Source organism: Oleiagrimonas sp. C23AA (genome assembly GCF_011759385.1).
In the GTDB taxonomy this organism is placed as follows: Bacteria; Pseudomonadota; Gammaproteobacteria; order Xanthomonadales; family Rhodanobacteraceae; genus Oleiagrimonas.
Genome location: NZ_JAARLY010000001.1, coordinates 495,224 through 511,274 on the forward strand (window position 1 = coordinate 495,224; position 16,051 = coordinate 511,274).

General features: G+C 62.3%; 16 protein-coding genes. 6 read left to right on the forward strand and 10 right to left on the reverse strand.

The window, feature by feature from the left end:
* The first annotated feature begins 6 nt into the window (after window positions 1–6).
* Entirely contained in the window at window positions 7–2,103 is a 2,097-nt protein-coding gene (locus tag HBF24_RS02095; RefSeq protein WP_167168181.1) for an Atxe2 family lasso peptide isopeptidase, read from the forward strand.
* 9 nt (window positions 2,104–2,112) lie between these two features.
* On the opposite strand, the gene HBF24_RS02100 is transcribed toward HBF24_RS02095, so the two are convergent.
* The 5 genes from HBF24_RS02100 to HBF24_RS17260 form a co-directional block, all read right to left on the reverse strand.
* The gene (locus tag HBF24_RS02100; protein ID WP_167168184.1) at window positions 2,113–3,840 is read right to left on the reverse strand and encodes an asparagine synthase C-terminal domain-containing protein; all 1,728 of its coding nucleotides are present in this window, start codon (window positions 3,838–3,840) and stop codon (window positions 2,113–2,115) included.
* Window positions 3,840–4,511, reverse strand: coding sequence for a lasso peptide biosynthesis B2 protein (locus HBF24_RS02105; RefSeq protein ID WP_167168187.1), 672 nt, complete (start codon window positions 4,509–4,511; stop codon window positions 3,840–3,842). The genes HBF24_RS02100 and HBF24_RS02105 overlap by 1 nt, the downstream gene beginning before the upstream one ends.
* Before the next feature lie 50 nt (window positions 4,512–4,561).
* Window positions 4,562–4,702, reverse strand: a complete 141-nt coding sequence (locus tag HBF24_RS02110; RefSeq protein ID WP_167168190.1) for a benenodin family lasso peptide — start codon at window positions 4,700–4,702, stop codon at window positions 4,562–4,564.
* A 200-nt stretch (window positions 4,703–4,902) separates the two neighbouring features.
* Window positions 4,903–5,085: a hypothetical protein gene (locus HBF24_RS17255; RefSeq protein WP_240922048.1), complete on the reverse strand. Its 183-nt coding sequence runs from the start codon at window positions 5,083–5,085 to the stop codon at window positions 4,903–4,905.
* 84 nt (window positions 5,086–5,169) lie between these two features.
* Window positions 5,170–5,526 carry a GntR family transcriptional regulator gene (locus tag HBF24_RS17260; protein WP_240922051.1) on the reverse strand — a complete coding sequence of 119 codons (357 nt, stop codon included), beginning with the start codon at window positions 5,524–5,526 and terminating at the stop codon, window positions 5,170–5,172.
* Between the two features lie 394 nt (window positions 5,527–5,920).
* On the opposite strand from HBF24_RS17260, the gene HBF24_RS02120 reads away from it, so the two are divergent.
* Window positions 5,921–6,190 carry a DUF2442 domain-containing protein gene (locus HBF24_RS02120; protein ID WP_167168193.1) on the forward strand — a complete coding sequence of 90 codons (270 nt, stop codon included), beginning with the start codon at window positions 5,921–5,923 and terminating at the stop codon, window positions 6,188–6,190.
* 168 nt (window positions 6,191–6,358) lie between these two features.
* On the opposite strand, the gene HBF24_RS02125 is transcribed toward HBF24_RS02120, so the two are convergent.
* A complete protein-coding gene (locus HBF24_RS02125) occupies window positions 6,359–7,291 on the reverse strand; it encodes a LysR family transcriptional regulator (protein WP_167168195.1) in 933 nt (310 codons plus the stop codon).
* Between the two features lie 99 nt (window positions 7,292–7,390).
* On the opposite strand from HBF24_RS02125, the gene HBF24_RS02130 reads away from it, so the two are divergent.
* Entirely contained in the window at window positions 7,391–8,149 is a 759-nt protein-coding gene (locus HBF24_RS02130) for an SDR family oxidoreductase (RefSeq protein WP_167168198.1), read from the forward strand.
* A 766-nt stretch (window positions 8,150–8,915) separates the two neighbouring features.
* Here the strand turns inward: HBF24_RS02130 and HBF24_RS02135 are convergent.
* Complete coding sequence (locus HBF24_RS02135; RefSeq protein ID WP_167168200.1) at window positions 8,916–9,506, reverse strand: glutathione binding-like protein; 591 nt, start codon at window positions 9,504–9,506, stop codon at window positions 8,916–8,918.
* A gap of 665 nt (window positions 9,507–10,171) precedes the next feature.
* On the reverse strand, window positions 10,172–11,044 hold the full coding sequence (locus HBF24_RS02145; RefSeq protein ID WP_167168207.1) for an NAD(P)H-binding protein: 873 nt from the start codon (window positions 11,042–11,044) through the stop codon (window positions 10,172–10,174).
* Between the two features lie 98 nt (window positions 11,045–11,142).
* Between HBF24_RS02145 and HBF24_RS02150 the strand changes: the two genes are divergently transcribed.
* Window positions 11,143–12,060, forward strand: coding sequence for an AraC family transcriptional regulator (locus HBF24_RS02150; protein ID WP_167168210.1), 918 nt, complete (start codon window positions 11,143–11,145; stop codon window positions 12,058–12,060).
* 80 nt (window positions 12,061–12,140) lie between these two features.
* Here the strand turns inward: HBF24_RS02150 and HBF24_RS02155 are convergent, their stop codons facing one another.
* Window positions 12,141–12,800, reverse strand: a complete 660-nt coding sequence (locus HBF24_RS02155) for a glutathione S-transferase family protein (protein ID WP_167168213.1) — start codon at window positions 12,798–12,800, stop codon at window positions 12,141–12,143.
* A gap of 86 nt (window positions 12,801–12,886) precedes the next feature.
* Between HBF24_RS02155 and HBF24_RS02160 the strand changes: the two genes are divergently transcribed.
* The gene (locus tag HBF24_RS02160; RefSeq protein WP_167168216.1) at window positions 12,887–13,405 is read left to right on the forward strand and encodes a helix-turn-helix domain-containing protein; all 519 of its coding nucleotides are present in this window, start codon (window positions 12,887–12,889) and stop codon (window positions 13,403–13,405) included.
* A 109-nt stretch (window positions 13,406–13,514) separates the two neighbouring features.
* On the opposite strand, the gene HBF24_RS02165 is transcribed toward HBF24_RS02160, so the two are convergent.
* Complete coding sequence (locus HBF24_RS02165) at window positions 13,515–14,447, reverse strand: acyltransferase (RefSeq protein ID WP_167168769.1); 933 nt, start codon at window positions 14,445–14,447, stop codon at window positions 13,515–13,517.
* Between the two features lie 569 nt (window positions 14,448–15,016).
* Between HBF24_RS02165 and HBF24_RS02170 the strand changes: the two genes are divergently transcribed.
* Window positions 15,017–15,850: an alpha/beta fold hydrolase gene (locus HBF24_RS02170; RefSeq protein WP_167168219.1), complete on the forward strand. Its 834-nt coding sequence runs from the start codon at window positions 15,017–15,019 to the stop codon at window positions 15,848–15,850.
* The last annotated feature ends 201 nt before the right edge of the window (window positions 15,851–16,051 follow it).

Genomic DNA, 16,051 nt, shown 5'->3' on the forward strand with positions numbered 1-16,051 from the left:
GTAGCCATGTTCAAGTTGAAGTGCGCCATGTGGCGCAGTTTGATGGTGGGCGCTTTTCTGGCGATGGGAGCAAGCGTGGCCCATGCGACGATGGTGTCGCCACGCCGGTTGCTGGAAGTGGCCGATATCGCCGGCCCAGTGATATCGCCAGATGGCGGACGTGTGGCGTTTCGAGTGGAGCGGGCCTCGGTGGCTCGCGACACTTACAGCAGCGTCTGGTACGTGCAGGGCCTGGATGATCCACTGCCCCAGCGCGTCGGCGATGGTGGCGTGCCGCTGCGTGACTCGGCGGGAGAAGCGCTATCGCCGAAGGTGGTGTGGTCGCCGGACGGACGCTGGATTTACTTCCGTGCCTTGATCAACGGAAACGTCCAGGTGTGGCGTGCGGCGGCGAATGGCTCCGGTGCCGCGCCCGTTACGCACGATGCAGGCAACGTGCGCCACTTCAGGCTGGCGTCGGATGGTCGTGTGCTGGAGTACAGCGTGGGGGCCACCCGCGCAGCGGTGCGAGCGGCGGAGCGGGCCGAGTACGACCATGGCATTCACATCGATGCGTCGGTGCCGATTGGGCAGGGGCTGTTTCGCTCAGCCTATGTTGATGGGCGCTTGGCGACGCAGCGATTTGGCAAGGTGTGGTTCAACCGCGTGCCCCTGCTCGCCGACGCACCGATTCGCTGGAGGGCGGTTGAACTGGCCACGGGTAAAACGCACGCGGTGGCCAAGCCGAATACGCCGCGCCGGCCCTCTCTTGATCCTGGTACGGCCGGGGTGCCGGGGGACCCATGGAAATCCGCGCGTGATGCAGGGAGCGGCAAGGTGGCCTGGCTTACGCGCGTGGGCAAACGCAACGGGCAGGAATATCGCCCGCGTGTGCTGCTTTCAGCGCTACCAAATGCGCAGGCCACACAGGCGGTGGTCTGCAAGGCGGCCATGTGCGTGGGCAAGTCCATTTCGGCTATTCAATGGCGTCCCGGTCACGACGAGGTGTTGTTCACCGTGACCGATCCGCGTCGGGGGTTGGCGCAGTCCATCTATCGCTGGAAGCTGGCGACGGGGCAGGTTCAGCGGGTGGTGAAAGCTTCCGGTCTGGTCAACGGTGGGCGTCGTACGACGTGGCAATGCGGGGCGTCAGCCAAGGCACTTGCCTGTGTCACCGCATCGGCCGGGCAGCCGCCACGATTGGAGCGTATCGACCTGCCGGGTGGGCAGCGTCACGTGCTGTTCGATCCGAATGCGGTGCTTGCCCAGGACATGGCCAAGATCCCGGTGCACCTGTTGCAGTGGAAAGATGCGCAGGGGCGATGGTTCACAGGGAAGTTCTATGCGGCGCGGCGCGATGGCGATGGTGCTCCGCCGCTGTTCATTACTTACTACAGCTGTCCCGGATTCGTGCGTGGCGGAGTGGGTGATGAGTGGCCGCTTGCCACGCTGGCACAGGACGGGATAGCGGCACTGTGTATCAATCGGCGACCGGATTACACCATGGACGCAGTGGCTCGCTACGGCGAGGGGTTGTCGGCGGTAAGAAGCGTGGTCAAACGTTTGGCGTCCAAGGGCCGGATCGATCGCACGCGTGTGGGTATGGGGGGCCTTAGTTTTGGCGGCGAAGTCACCATGTGGACGGTGATGAAGTCGCATCTGCTGGCGGCCGCCTCGGTGGCCAATCCGGTGGTATCACCGCTGTATCGCCTGATAGGCAGCATGAAGGGCAAGGCCTTCGGCGAGGGGCTGCGTGAGCACTGGGGCGTGGGTTCGCCCAGCCAGACACCCGCGCGCTGGAAGGTGCTCTCGCCAGCCGCCAATCTGCACGCGATCCGCGCCCCGATCCTGTTTCAGCATTCCGAGCAGGAGTACATGTATGCGCTGGACTACGAAATTCCGTTGATCCGCGAACATCGGGCGGACTTGTACGTGTTTCCCAACGAACCGCATCAGAAATTCCGGCCTCGGCACAAGCTGGCGGTGTACGAGCGGAACCTGGATTGGTTCCGGTTCTGGCTGCAGGGCTACGAGGACCCGGTGCCTTCCAAAAAGGCGCAATACGCGCGATGGCGCGTGATGCGTCAGCACGTGAAAAAGGCGGGTGTTGGCGCGGCGCCTTGAAGCTGCCCGCTAAGCGTGATTGCGTGCCCAGTTCTCGATCATGCACAGGTCGAACACGCGCATGAAGGTGCGGTCTAGCGCCGGCAGCGGGCTGTGCAGGAATTGATGCAGCGCCTGTGTGTCCAGCAGACCGTGTGCGCTTAGCTGGCCGTCCAGAAGAAAGCGTCCGATGGCCTGGGTGTTCTTGCGGTACACCGCGAAGGTGTAGTTCATGAAGGTGCCTTTGCTGCGCCGGTGCAGCACCGCCGGTGGCAGCTGGTTGGCGAAGGCGGCCCTGGCCATGGCGCGATTATGGCCCTGGGTAATCCACATCCAACTGGGTATGCGAAGGCAGGCCTCCATGACCGGTTGCGAAAGCAAGGGAAACCGGACGCGCCGGCCTGCGGCGCGCAGCGTGCCATCCCTGAATAACTGGTTGCCTGCAAGGTCGAAGATGCGCTCGCGATCACCGTGCAGCGCACGAGGCGGCGCATCGAACCACGGGTGCAGCTCCAGCGGCGGCAGGCTTTCATTGGCGTCCGCCAGAAACCGGGGATGGGACTCATAGGGGGCTTTGGGTTGGCGGCACAGCTTACGCAGCGTCAGCCGCGTGGCTTTGGCCACGGTGCATCCATGGAGCCTGCTCAGATTGACGATGGCCTTGCCGCCTTCAGCCAGGCCTTTGATGCGAAGCGCGTCGGCGGCGGGTGCGGCCGAATGCAGGTAACAGAAGACGCTGTCACCGCCGCCACCGGAGAAAAGGCTATGCACGCCTTGCGTTTCGGCGGCATGGTCCATGGCGTGTGCCACGGCTCGGCCCAGTGCCCAGGCGGCGGGCCTGGGGGAATGCGCTGGCAGCTCAAAGCCAATGTCCGCATCGGCAAAGCTGAGCGGGTGCTGCAACAACTCGATGCCCAGTTGCCGCGCAATCAGACTGGCGTATTCGCGCTCATCGGCACCGGGCAAGGGTGTGGTCACGGTGCAGCAGTCCACGTGTGCGCCCACGTTCAACAGGCAGCCGCCAACAATGGACGAATCCAGCCCGCCGGAAAGCTCCAGAAGCAGGCGTCGGTCAGTCTCGGCCATGGCATGGACGGCTGTTGTGATCGCCTCCCGCAGCATGAGTGCGGCCGAGGTGGGTTCGGTTTGCCGCTGCGCTTCGGCGACGAATCGCCACGGCGACCAGGCGACCTGAGTGGTGGTGGTTTCTGCATCGACCGCGAGCAGACATCCCGGCAGCAATTCACGGACGCCGACAAGGCCAGTGCGGGAGATCTTCATGTGCGGATGGCGCACGTTGTGTCGCACGAATTCCCAGTCGATGTGGTCCTTATGCAGACCAAGTTCCGACGCCAGCGCCAGATCGCCGGTGATGAATCCATGGCCTTCCCGAAGGCGATAGACGCACGCCAAGCCCCCCGATGGATCGCGCATCACGGTGAAGCCTGCAGAGCTGGACTCGACTGGCTGAAACAACAGGTATTCGCCCCAGAACTGCTCAAGCAGTTGCTGCCGCAAATGGGCGGGCGTCGGTGCGGTGGGCAGATCCATTGGATTTGCCACGGGGCGTCCGTGCCTGTCGTAAATTTCGCCGAGTAGCAGGCCGCCGTCGGGTAGTGTCAGCACTGGTGTTTCTCTGGCCGCGAACACGATCATGTGCCCGACCTGTCCCCGATTGCTCAGGTGCTGAAGTGCCAGTGCGCCGGCGTGCTGGTGTCCGAAAGCCTTGTCGGTCAAGGCGATATAGCGATGGCTCATCAGATCACCCGAATTGGAACGTGCGCTTGCGCGGTGCCCAGGGCTTCGTTCAACACCCATGAGCCGCGTTGAACCCATGCGTGGGCGGAGAATGGATCGGCGGCGATGCCCATCACCAGTTGGGCGTAGAGCCCGCGCGCGGCAAGAAAGCGGACCATCGCCAGCGAGTCGACCAGGCAGCGCGTGGGAATGGGCACGAAAGGGCGCACGCGGTGAAAGTGCATGGCTGTTTCCAGCAGGCGTTGGCGGCAGCGGGCATCACCGTCGCCGGGTGGTGATGCTTTCCGTTGCCGGTAGTCACTCAAGGTCGTGAGGATGGACTTCAGGGGCCGCGTGTTCAGTTGCCAGCGCATCAGCGCAACGCTGAAAAACACTTGGCTTGCCATCGGGAACGAAGCAGGGATATCGACGTTGGGTACTTCAAGCGCGCTACGCCTGGGTGCCGTTGTTGTTGCGGTGTGGCATGAGGTGGGCACCGAGGCCGTCAGCACGCCGCGCTCGATCAGCGGCCCGATATCGGCATCCGTTCGGTCGGTGGCGTCCAGGTAGTCGAGCAACCGGCGTTCCAGCGCCTTGGACAGCTGAAAATATCGGTCCTTCTGGATGTCGAGGAAAAACAGCCGACCGTCCAGTTCGCAGAACGAAAGGTCATCACTCAGATAGCCGATCATCGTCGTCACCCAGGAAAAAAAGGGCGCGCCTTGCGACGCGCCCCGGTGGGTCAGTCTTCGGAGATGCCCATGACCTGGGTACCGCCGATGGCCTCATCGTTACCGAGACCTCCCTGGGTATCGACGCTGGCGATGCCGAGCTCGATCACGTCTTCCGACGCGTTGGTGCGGATGTCTTCGTTGGTGTTCATGTCAGTCTCCTACCGTTGGCGTCATGGCAGTTCCATGACAGGTTCAACGTAGGGACCAAGTATTTTTATACTCAAATGATTTTCATTGAATTATCCGGTGATTATTTTTCAGTGTGACGCCGATCACGCCTCCTGCGGCGCAACCGTGTGCCTTGGCCGCCCTTACGGCGTCAGTGATGAGGCAGGAACTGACGATAGTTCTAGCGAAGATCGTCCGTGCGCTCGTCGAGCAGCTCCACGATGCAGGGCACCAGCTGTTTGCGGTATTCGTGATAATCGCGTAGCGCGGACTTCAGCGCCCTGGTGTTGCTGGGCCAGTAAGCCAGCAACTGCGACAGCTCTTCATGGGCCTGGTTGAGCAAGCTTTGCTTGGCGCGGCGCACGGGGGCCAAGCGGTCGTTGGCTTGGTTAATGGCTCGCTGAAGAGCACGGTGATTCGTCCAGCGGGCTATCGCATCGAAAAAATGTCAGGTGCGTTTCACCACGTCTTCATTGGGCGCAACGGCCAGGGTTCCTCGTTGGCGGGTATGGCGTGCAGCACCTACATCGCACGCCATCAGCAGTAGACGTTCCATCCAGTCGTAGAGGTCGCGCAAGGCAATCTCACTGAACATGGGAACGTGCAAGCCACTACGTGTGTGATCGGCGACCAGCTCTTCGCCGACCAGACGATACAGGGCGAATCGAACCGGGGTCAGGCTGGTACTGAACTGAGCGGCGAGCGTCGCCGGGTCAATACGTTGCCCAGGAGCGTAGTGCCCTGATCGCAGGTGGCACTTGATTTGCCGGTACACCAAAACGCTTTTGGAGTGCGTTGTGCTCATCGCGGGACTCCATGTCTGCGGACATCGTCCAGTCAAGAATGAGTCTCATGCAGAGTGTCTTACCAGTCAGCCTAGTGGACACCCATGGCTTTAAACGCGAACGTGGTCACTTTCTGCGCAGTGGATGGCAGCGCTGATATGCGACACCTCTGCCAGGTCACCCAGGCGCTGTAGGAAGTTGGCGGGGCATGTTGTTGCAATATGCGGGGAGTGCTGGCTCTTGCGCTAACACTAGCGACGCCGCGCGCTGTTCCCTCTTCTGTGGCAAGGTCGTGGTCGAGGGGGAGGGGTTTGTCTTCCAGTCGGAGTGCTTCAATATCGCGGGACGCGACCATGCCTATCATCTGTAGCTACTTCGGCATCTACGTACGCATCTATTTCGCGGGAGCGGACAATGATTAAGCTCAAAGCCGTGGAACCCAAAGGCGACTACCACCTGTTGCTGCATTTCTCGGACAGCACTGCCGGTGTTTACGACTTCGCCCCCTTCGTGGCAGCGAACACCGTCATGACGCAGCCCTTGTCCGAGCCTGAGTTCTTCGCCCGCTACTTCATTGAGCTGGGCGCGTTGGGATGGCCCAATGGCTTTGATCTGAGCACCGGAGCGCTGCAAAAGCGGCTACGGGATCTTGGTGCCTTGCATCAAGATCCCGAGGCGGCATGAGAGCGTCGGCGTTGCCCGCGTCGCAGACGAAGAGCAGGCGCTCGCGGTAACTAGGCAAAGTCCGGCATGGCGCTGTTTTGCCGACGGCGATGTCCTTGCTGGGGCCCAATGGCTGTCGGGCAAGCCACCATTGTCGGGGCAGAAAATCACTCTGACCCGTTTATAGACCTACTTGATCGCGCTCCCTTGGCTTGGCCAGCGCCACACCGGATCACCTAGCACTTCGGCAAAGTAGTTGGCCACCGCCTCTACCTTTGCCGGCCGGTGACGGGTGGTCGGGGACACGAAGTACAGGCCACCGCCGGACTGCTCCCAGTCGGGGAGCAGTGGCAGCAGGCGGCCGTCTTGCAGGTACTCGGCGGCGATGAACTCGGGCAAGGCGGCAACGGCCTCACCGGCCAGCAACACCGGGAGCAGCGCTTCCGAATTGGTCACGCGCAGCCGGCCCATAGGGTGCACCACTTGCTCCCGGCGGCCGTTACGGAAACGCCATGCATCGCTTCCCGCGCGGAACGCGTAGGCGAGGCAATGGGTTGGGTCCAGGTCGCGCGGGTGCGTGGGTGCGCCGTACCTCTGCACATAGGCCGGCGCCGCCACGGTGAACCGCGACACCTTGCACAAGCGCCGCGCGGCCAGCGATGAATCGGGCAGCGACGCGATGCGCAGCGCCGCATCGAAGCCGTCGCCAATGATGTCGACCACGGCATCAGACAGATGCAGGTCGACGGACAACTCCGGATAGCGCTTGAGCAAGTCCGGAAGCAAGGGAGCGACCCAGCGCACGCCGAATGTCATCGGCACGGCAATCCGGACCGTCCCGCGCGGGGAGGCGGACTGGTCGCGCGCCATGGCCTCGGCCTCCTCGGCATCGCGGTAGAGCTGCGTCGCGCGCTCCAGCAGGTTGCTGCCGAAGACGGTCAGCGCGAGCTGGCGCGAGGTCCGGTTGAACACCCTCGCGCCCAGGCGCTTTTCCAGCCGTGCGATGCCCCGCGAGAGCGTCGGCACCGAAAGATCGAGCTCGCGCGCCGCGGCCCGGAACGATCGGCATTCGGCGATCTTGGCGAACAGTGCGAGCCCTTCGAAATCCGGCAACTTGGACATATCAATTTTGAAACGATGGATTTCATTTGATTCTATTTAGTTACAAACATTTCGTCGATATCTTTTCGCTGTCAGTCACTCACCCATGAGGTTCCACCCATGTCACGCAAACTCGAAAACAAGATCGCGCTGGTCACCGGCGGCAGCACCGGCATCGGCCTGGAGACGGCCCGCCAGTTCGCGCTGGAAGGCGCCACCGTCTACATCACCGGCCGCCGCAAGGCCGAACTCGAAGCTGCGGCAGCCTCCATCGGTCCGCAGGCCATCGCGGTCCAGGTGGATTCGGCCAAGCTAGGCGACCTGCAGCATCTCGCCGAGCGCATCAGCGCCGAGCAGGGGCAGTTGGACGTACTGTTCGTCAATGCCGGCGGCGGCTCCATGCTTGCGCTTGGCGAGATCACCGAGGAGCACTTCGACGACACCTTCAACCGCAACGTCAAGGGCACGCTGTTCACCGTGCAGACCCTGTTGCCGATCCTCGGTGAAGGGGCCTCGGTCATCCTGACCGGCTCCACCGCCGCGACCACCGGTTCGCCCGCTTTCAGCGTCTATGGCGCATCCAAGGCGGCGGTGCGGACGTTCGTCCGCAACTGGATTCTCGACGTCGACAAGAGTCGCCGGATCCGCTTCAACACGCTGAGCCCTGGCCCCACGCGCACGCCGGGCTTGGTCGGTCTCGCCGGACCGGATGCGGCCCAGCAGCAGGGGCTGCTCGATTTCCTCGCCACGCAGGTGCCGCTGGGCCGCGTCGGTGAGCCGGTGGAGATCGCCCGTGCGGCCGTGTTCCTTGCCTCCGATGACTCCAGCTTCGTCAACGGCACCGAGCTCTTCGTCGACGGTGGCCAGGCACAGGTGTGAGGATCGGACTCTCACGCACTTCTGCCCCTCAGAAGCCGGAACGCTCCCTTGCCGGAGCGTCCCGGCGGCCTGAAGTGACAGAGGGTGCGTGAGGCGCCGGGGAGGGTTTCTTTCCAGAGAAGCCCTCCCGACGAACGCAGATATCAACCTGCCGATATCCCTCTGAAAACGGTTCCAGGTACATATAGGCCCGAGGTCAATTCCCGCACTCGTGCTGCGTCTGCCGGCGACGTCGCAGCGCCAGCTATGCCAGAGCGGGGAAATGCAACAGGGTCATCCGCTATCCGCGCGCGTACCGGATGGAAGTCGATGTAGCGACAGCACCTCAACGGATCGTTGCAGCTGTCAACAATGCAGGATGTGTAACGGCCTTCGCAGCGTGTGCCGATGCGCCAGTGACGCGCATGGAACTGATGGGCGTATTTGGCGCGCCAGCTCCTTCATGAGGCGGGCGACCAGCCGACCTCGGGCAGTGTGACCGGCAAATGGACGTGCTTGTTCATCAACACGGAGGCGTGCGGCGCATATCGCGTGGCAAGGATCGCCTCTCGCCACAGGTTCCGCTGACGGCCACGATCAGCGTCACCGAGAAAGCACGTCAGGCGATGGTTGCCACGCTGGACGATGTGCTGCGGTATGCGGTGCGGGAAGGTAAAATTGGCCCCGCTCTCTTGAAGTCACGTCGGCCTAGATCGCTTTCCTGCTGCAGGCAAAACAGGGATCAGAGCGCACTCTCTCGAAAGTCGACTCTGACCCCTTGCTTGAATCATCCCGCCGTCAGGTTTTCCTCAGAAAATGCTCGGGCTACGGACGGTAGCAGCTTCATCCGATCGTAATAGCTTTGAAGGCGCTCCGTCTGCTCAAGGCCACTCCTGGCAGACGCCATCAGAACCCAGAAAAGGTAGCAGTCGGCTATCGTGAGATTCTTGCCGACAAGATAATTTTTGTCGCCCATCTGGTCATCCAGGATAGAAAAGGCCTTTGCAAGCTTTTTTCGAGCCCGTTCCTTCTCCGTCTCTGTAAAATCCATGAAGAATGGCGCGTAGTTTCCATGAATTTCAGAAGCCATGAAGGCAAGCGCTTCCAGGATGTGCCATTTTTCGATGCCTTTTTCGGGAAGAAGCTTGCCGCTGTTTTCGGCAATGTAATTAAGGATAACCGGATTCTCCGTGAGCACCTCTCCATCGTCGAGTTCGAGCGCTGGGATGTAGCCCTTGGGATTGATTGACAGGAAGTCACGACGATCTTCAGTCTTTTTCTCATGGGTGATCCCAATGAGCGTGTAGGGAAGATCTGCTTCGATCAACGCGATGTGACTGGCGAGGCTGCAAGCTCCCGGATAGTAGTAGAGCACCATAGTAGTCTCCATATGTTGGACTTCCCCTCATCAATTCCTTGCCTTGAGGACGTCTCGTTTGTTGGCAGCCACAACCTATGTAATCTGAAAAATCCCGTCAAAGCATATGTTTAGGAGTAGGTCAAATGAATGTGAGTGCTTCGGATGCTCAAGCCGAATGCCGCGGCGTAAGAGAAATTCTCAGTCGGGTCGGCGAGAAATGGACAATCCAGGTTGTCGTCGCGCTTCGACTCGGCCCACGGCGCTTCAACGACATCGCACGGCAAGTGGGTGGTATCTCGCAACAAATGTTGACGAGGACGCTCAAGTCGTTGGAGCGTGATGGAATGGTGGAACGAATGGTCCACGCCAGTACGCCACCGAGGGTCGAATATTCCCTGACGCCGCTCGGACTGTCCCTAGTGCAAAACGTCCGACGATTGGCTGAGTGGGCGACGACACAACGCGAGACAATCGACGGGAACCGTCTTCAGTACGACAGCCGCTCACGGTCATAAAACCGTGTGGCCAGCTCTAACTATTTTCCGCGAAGCGAATCGGGCGAGCGATAATCTTCCTTGCGTGGAGAGGGCGCCGTTGTTGGATGTCCACGGGGTCAGACTCACTTACGCTCCTTCGAATGGGGTCATGCGGAACCGTAGCTGACCTTGTTCTTTGGAAGGCGTCTACAGGACCGGCTTCAATTCCTCCTCGACCCACTGTTCAAAGCGGGTGGGGCCGATAATGGCGGAGGCGCGCGGGGCCATGTTGTCCATGCCTTCGTCCTTGGCGCGCATCATGTCGATAAAAGCCTGCGCGAAGGCGTCAGGCCAGCCGGACGTGACCAGCCGTGCCTTCAAGGTTTCGAAGGGCACGTGCTGATAGCGCACGACATGGCTGGTCACCTGGGAAATGATGCGGGCGAGGTCGTTGTAGGAATATTCCTCGGGGCCGAGCACAGGTACGTCGATCTGCCCTGTCCAGGAACGGTCCAGCAACAGCCCGGCAGCGGCTTCGCCGATGTCCCGAACGGCGGTGTGGGGCAGCTTCTTGTCGGGGCTGATCGCGCCGAACATGTGGCCTTGCCGGAGACTGTCGACGAGACCCAGCGCGTTGTCCATGAAGCCCGGCGAGGCGAGCCCGCGTATCGCCGCACCGGTCTCCCTGAGCAGATCGACCATATGGATCGAAGACGTCGCCATGCCAGCCTTCTCCTGCCAGGGCGTATCGCGTCCAAGCGTGGTCAACGCGACGATGTGACCAATGCCGTGGCGACGCATCGCTTCGGCGGCGGGCCGCGAGAATTCGACGGTGGCGGCATCGGGCGTTTTCTGCGGCGTCGGCGGGCAGAGCCAGAATACGGCCTGCGCACCGCGAAAGGCCTGATCGACCACACCTGGATCGGAGTGGGACCCTTCCACGATCTCGACCCGATCTCGGGCTGCCTGCGGGAGCTTGCCAGGGTCGCGGACGATCACCCGGATGGTGGCTTGCGCATCCAGTAGCCGACCGAGGACATGGCGGCCAATATTTCCGGTCGGGGTGGTTACGACAATCATCGGGTAAGCCTCGTATTTGTGACGTCCCCAAGAATACGTCGCACCCGTGGACTATCAATGTTTGATCGTCGCTAATTTCTACGCCATAGTCCAAACCCATGGACCCACTCTCCGATCTGCTCGCCCTGTTGAAACCCAAGAGTTACCTCACCGCCGGTCTCGACGCCGGAGGCGGCTGGGCCGTGCGTTTCGAAAACCAACCCGGAGCGATCAAGTGCTACGCCATCATGGACGGCGAGTGCTGGTTGGTGGTCGATGGCGAACGCGAGGTGCGTCTGTTGGCGGAAGATTGCGTGATTGTGCCCAACGCGCGCTCCTTCACGCTTGCAAGTGACCTGGGTATAGCGCCCGTTCCCGCGCGTGATCTGCTCGGCACGGCTCGAGCGGGTGAAATGGTCGTCCATCAGGGCGGCGGGGATTTCCGGCTTATCGGAACGCGCTTCGAGGTGGACGGGCGCAAAGCGCAAAGCCTGCTTGGCGCTCTGCCCGCGCTCGTGCATCTGCGCGGAGCCACCCACCAGGATGTGCTGCGCTGGAGCATCAGACAGTTGATGTTCGAAACCGGTGAAGCACGTCCTGGTAGCTCGTTGGCCGCGCATCACCTGGCCCATTTCATTTTGCTGCAAGCCTTCCGGCTCTACCTTTCACAACATTCGGAAGATCGGGTTGGCATGCTCTATGCGCTGTCGGACGTGCCGCTTGCCCGTGCGATCAAAGCCATGCATGCCGATCCGGCACATCCATGGACACTTCCCGAGCTGGCCCGCCGTTCAGGGGTGTCGCGCTCGTCCTTCGCACAGCGCTTTCGCGACCGGGTTGGAGAAACGCCGATAGCCTACCTCACGCATTGGCGCATGCTTCTGGCGGCCGAAAGGCTTGAAACGACCGGTGAGCCGTTGGCGCAGGTGGCAAGGGCTTACGGTTATGATTCGGAGAATGCCTTCAGCGCCGCCTTCAAGAGGGTGATGGGATGTTCGCCCGGGCGGTATGCCCGGATGAGCGATAGAGCGCGGTGAACCGAGCGGGTTATCTGGATGGACCCGCTCTCGTTTGTACGGGGCGAGCGTGGCTGCAGATGCGGGCGCACTGGCCGCGTTCAGTCGCGGTCGGGTGCGCCGAGCGGAAACAGGTGGCGGAACGGCCGTGCTTCGTCCACGGCCCGGGCGAATGAGGGTCTTGCCAGCAGCCGCGCGCGGTATGCACGCAGCGCAGCGTGGTCTTCGCTGATGCGGTGGGTCCAGTCGGCGTAGAACAGCGCCGGGGCGGCGGCACAGTCGGCCAGCGTAAACGATTCCCCGGTCGCCCATGTCCTGTCGGTCAGCTGCCGGTCGAGCCACGCGTACGCGCGGTCCAGCTTGTCGCGGGCCGATGCGTGAGCGTCGCGGCGCTGTTCGGGGTCGCCCGTCATGGCGGCGCCTACGGCGTGTTGTACCGGCGTCATCACGTGCAGATCGAAGAGGCGGTCGAAAAAGCGTACGTCCAGGGCGTCCACGGGATCGGTCGGCAGCAGCTGCACGGGCCCAGGATGGGTCTGTTGCAGGTACTCGACGATGATGCTGGTTTCGGCAACGTCGCGCTCGCCGTCGACCAGCAGGGGGAATTTGCCCAGCGGCCAGCGCCGCAGCCACTCGGCGCTGTGTTGCGGCGTGTCCGGTCCCAGACAGCGCAACTCGAACGGCATGGCGTTCTCGTACAGCGCGATGAGCACCTTTTGCGTATAGGAGGAAAAGGGATGACCGTACAGCACGAGCGACATAGCGACTCTCCCGTCATGACTTGTATATTGCAAGTGTTCAGACCATACAACTTGCATTTTGCAAGTTCAATCGGAATCCTTCCGCCATGCCCAGATCCGGCCGCTCCGGCTGCCCCATCAACCTGACGCTCGAACAGCTCGGCGACCGCTGGAGCCTGATCGTCATCCGCGACATCATGTTCGGCAACCGACGCCGTTATGGTGAGCTGCTCGCGCACAGCGAAGAGGGCATCGCCTCGAACATTCTTGCCGATCGCCTTAAGCGCCTGGTCGCCTCGGGCCTGCTGAAGCACGCAGCGGACCCCGGGGCGCCCGCGAAGGGCCGGGGCCTGTACAGCCTGACGGAACCGGCGATCCAGCTGGTGCCGTTGCTGGCACAGATGGGGGCCTGGGGCCGCCGACACACGCGCCCGAGCCGCGCGCTGTCGGTGCGGGCGGAGCTTCTGGAGCGCGGCGGGCCGGCGCTCTGGGACGCTTTCATGGAGGAACTGCGCTACCTCCATCTGGGGGCGCCGCGTCCGGCTCGCTCTGTGTTCGGCGAGTTACAGGCGGCCTATGAACAGGCGATGGCGACGAAGAAGGGAGGTCGGAAGATGACACCCTAGGGCGGCGGGATCGAAGATCGATGCCCCCTGGCCAGTTTCACCTACGCCCTTTTTGAGGCCTATCTGCAGTGATTGGTGCGGGAAAGTGGCCCGACGCCGACGGCGTTCTCTAACTTCTTGCAGCCCCTTGAAGCGTGCTCGCATGCAGCCAGTCTTGCCGCTGCATGAGTGCCATCTGTTCGTCCTTCTCCTGCCACAGCGTTTGCATCCAGCGCTTGATGCGCTCGCGAAAGTCGGGGTCCTGGTCGTAGCTGCCGACCCATGCCGGGTCCAGCAATCGCTCGCGTACGTGGACGCGCACCTGGCGCACGCGTCCGGCGATCAGGTCCATCATGGTGCACGGGCCTTCGGGGTAGACGATGGTGACATCGAGCACTGCATGCAGTGCCTTGCCCATGGCATCGAGCACGAACGCCACGCCGCCCGCCTTGGGTCGCAGCAGGTGGCGGTACGGCGATTGCTGCGCGTCGTGCTTGGCCGGTGTGAAACGGGTGCCTTCGGCGAAGTTCATGATCGACACGGGCAGGTGCCTGAACTTCTCGCAGGCTTTTCGGGTGGTCTCGCGATCCTTGCCCTGCAGCTCGGGATGGCGCTTCAGCGTCTGCGCCGAATAGCGCTTCATGAAGGGGAAATCCAGCGCCCACCAGGCCATGCCCAGCAGAGGCACCCAGATCAGTTGCTGCTTCAGGAAGAAGCGCAGGAACGGAATGCGCCGATTGAACACTTTCTGCAGCACGGCGATGTCCACCCAGCTCTGATGATTGCACAGCACCAGATAGTTGCCCTGGCGACGCAAGCCATCCAGCCCCTGGGTCTGCCAGTCGATACGCGTGAACACGCGGAACAGGGCGTTGTTGACGCCAATCCAGCTTTCCGCCAGCGCCACCATCACCCGCGAGAGCGGCTTGCGTACGGCCGCCAGCGGCACCACGACCTTGATCAGCGCCAGCACCATCAGCGGCACGATGTGCAGCACGCTGTTGAGTACAAGCAACACAAGCGCCAGCGGTAGGCGCAGGAAGTAGGGCAGGGAGGTAAGCATAGTCACGCGTGCTTCTTGGAGGTGGCCCATGATGCCCAAAACGCGAACAAATAGGGTTGGAAACGGTGCCACATGTCGTGCAGGCCATCGTCAACACACCGCGGCAGCGCCCCTTCGCATTCGCAAAACGGTTCCAGGAATGCGCACGCGCATTTGCGTCATGCGGCACGAGTCAGATGGCTTCCACAGCGTGTGAGTGCGGCGCGCGCGGGCAAAGCATCGGGCCTTCAATAAGGCATCTGGCAGCGTTGCCCCCTTTCGCAGCACATATGGCCCTTCCGCCGGCACGTGTTCGTCGGCCATCAACCCGGTTGAAGCCCCCATCTGCGGTATGGAGAAGCAGCTCTCTCCCGAAAGCGGCAAGGGCGTGTATCGGCAATTCGGGTCTATGCCATGTGGCACATTTTGTTTGGTGTGTTACATCACTAGCATACCAACACTGATGCGCGCACGCAGATGGCGACACACGGCGTGGTGGCGTGTGGCTTTCGCGGGCGCGGTCAGTACACGCGGCGCACAAGCGTCGGCGCATCACCGGCCTGGCCGGGCATCTTGGGAAGGGGCATGACATGGGTAAGCGATTGGTAGCACGAGCGTGGCTGGTGGCGTCGGTCTTGCTGATGGCCACTGCGGTGCACGCCGGCGACGTGCCGGTGGACCGCGGGGCATACACGCTGCAGGCGCAGGTGCAGGGCGATGGGCCAGTGGTAGTGGTCTTCGAGTCCGGCTTTGGGCAGGGCCCGGGGGTGTGGAAGGACGTGATCACCGACCTCGGCGCGCAGTGCCGTTGCATCGCGTATGCTCGCGCCGGGCTAGGCAGGTCCGGCACGGACGGCAAGGCCAAGACCATCAAGGAGCACGTTGCAGACCTCTCTGCCGTGATCGATACGCTCGTGCCCAAGGGCAGGGTGGTGCTGGTCGGCCATTCCTATGGCGGGCTGCTGGCGACCGAATACGCACGCCGTCATCCGCAGCGCCTGCAGGGGCTGGTATTGGTCGACCCGGCAACCTGGGGGCAGCGGCACGACACCCTAAAGGCCGATCGCGCCCGTGTGCTGGCCGACGACAAGGCGCTGCTGGCCATGCTGCCGCCGAAGATGGCAGCCGACTACCGCATTCTGGTGGCCCAACTGGAAAGCCCGGACGCTACCCGCGCACGCATCATGCCCGATGTTCCGGTCGCGCTGCTGACCTCGACCCGCGTGGCTGACAAGCCTTTCGTGTTCGAGGAGACCTCGCGGGGCAAGGCGCTATGGAAGGCGGAGCATGCCGCGCTATTTGCCACGTTCTCGCGCGGCACGCATCGCTATGTGGCCACCGGGCACAACATCGAGCGTGAGCAACCGCAGGCGGTGGTCGAGGCGATTCGTAGCGTGGCGGTGACCGACCGGGGAATGGACTGATCAGGTGACCTGCCTTCAGGCGTAAACCGCCCCGAGGGTTTTGACGACCAGGTGCGCAAACGTGTTGCAGCGTCAAAACGGGGCGGGTTCACTTGCGCCTGTTCATCGTAGGGCTGCGCGGGAAAGAGAACCTGCCCCCGTTCTCGCATGTCTTGCCCAGGCGCACACCCGGTGGATTAGCGCGGGAGAGTGGACCTGACA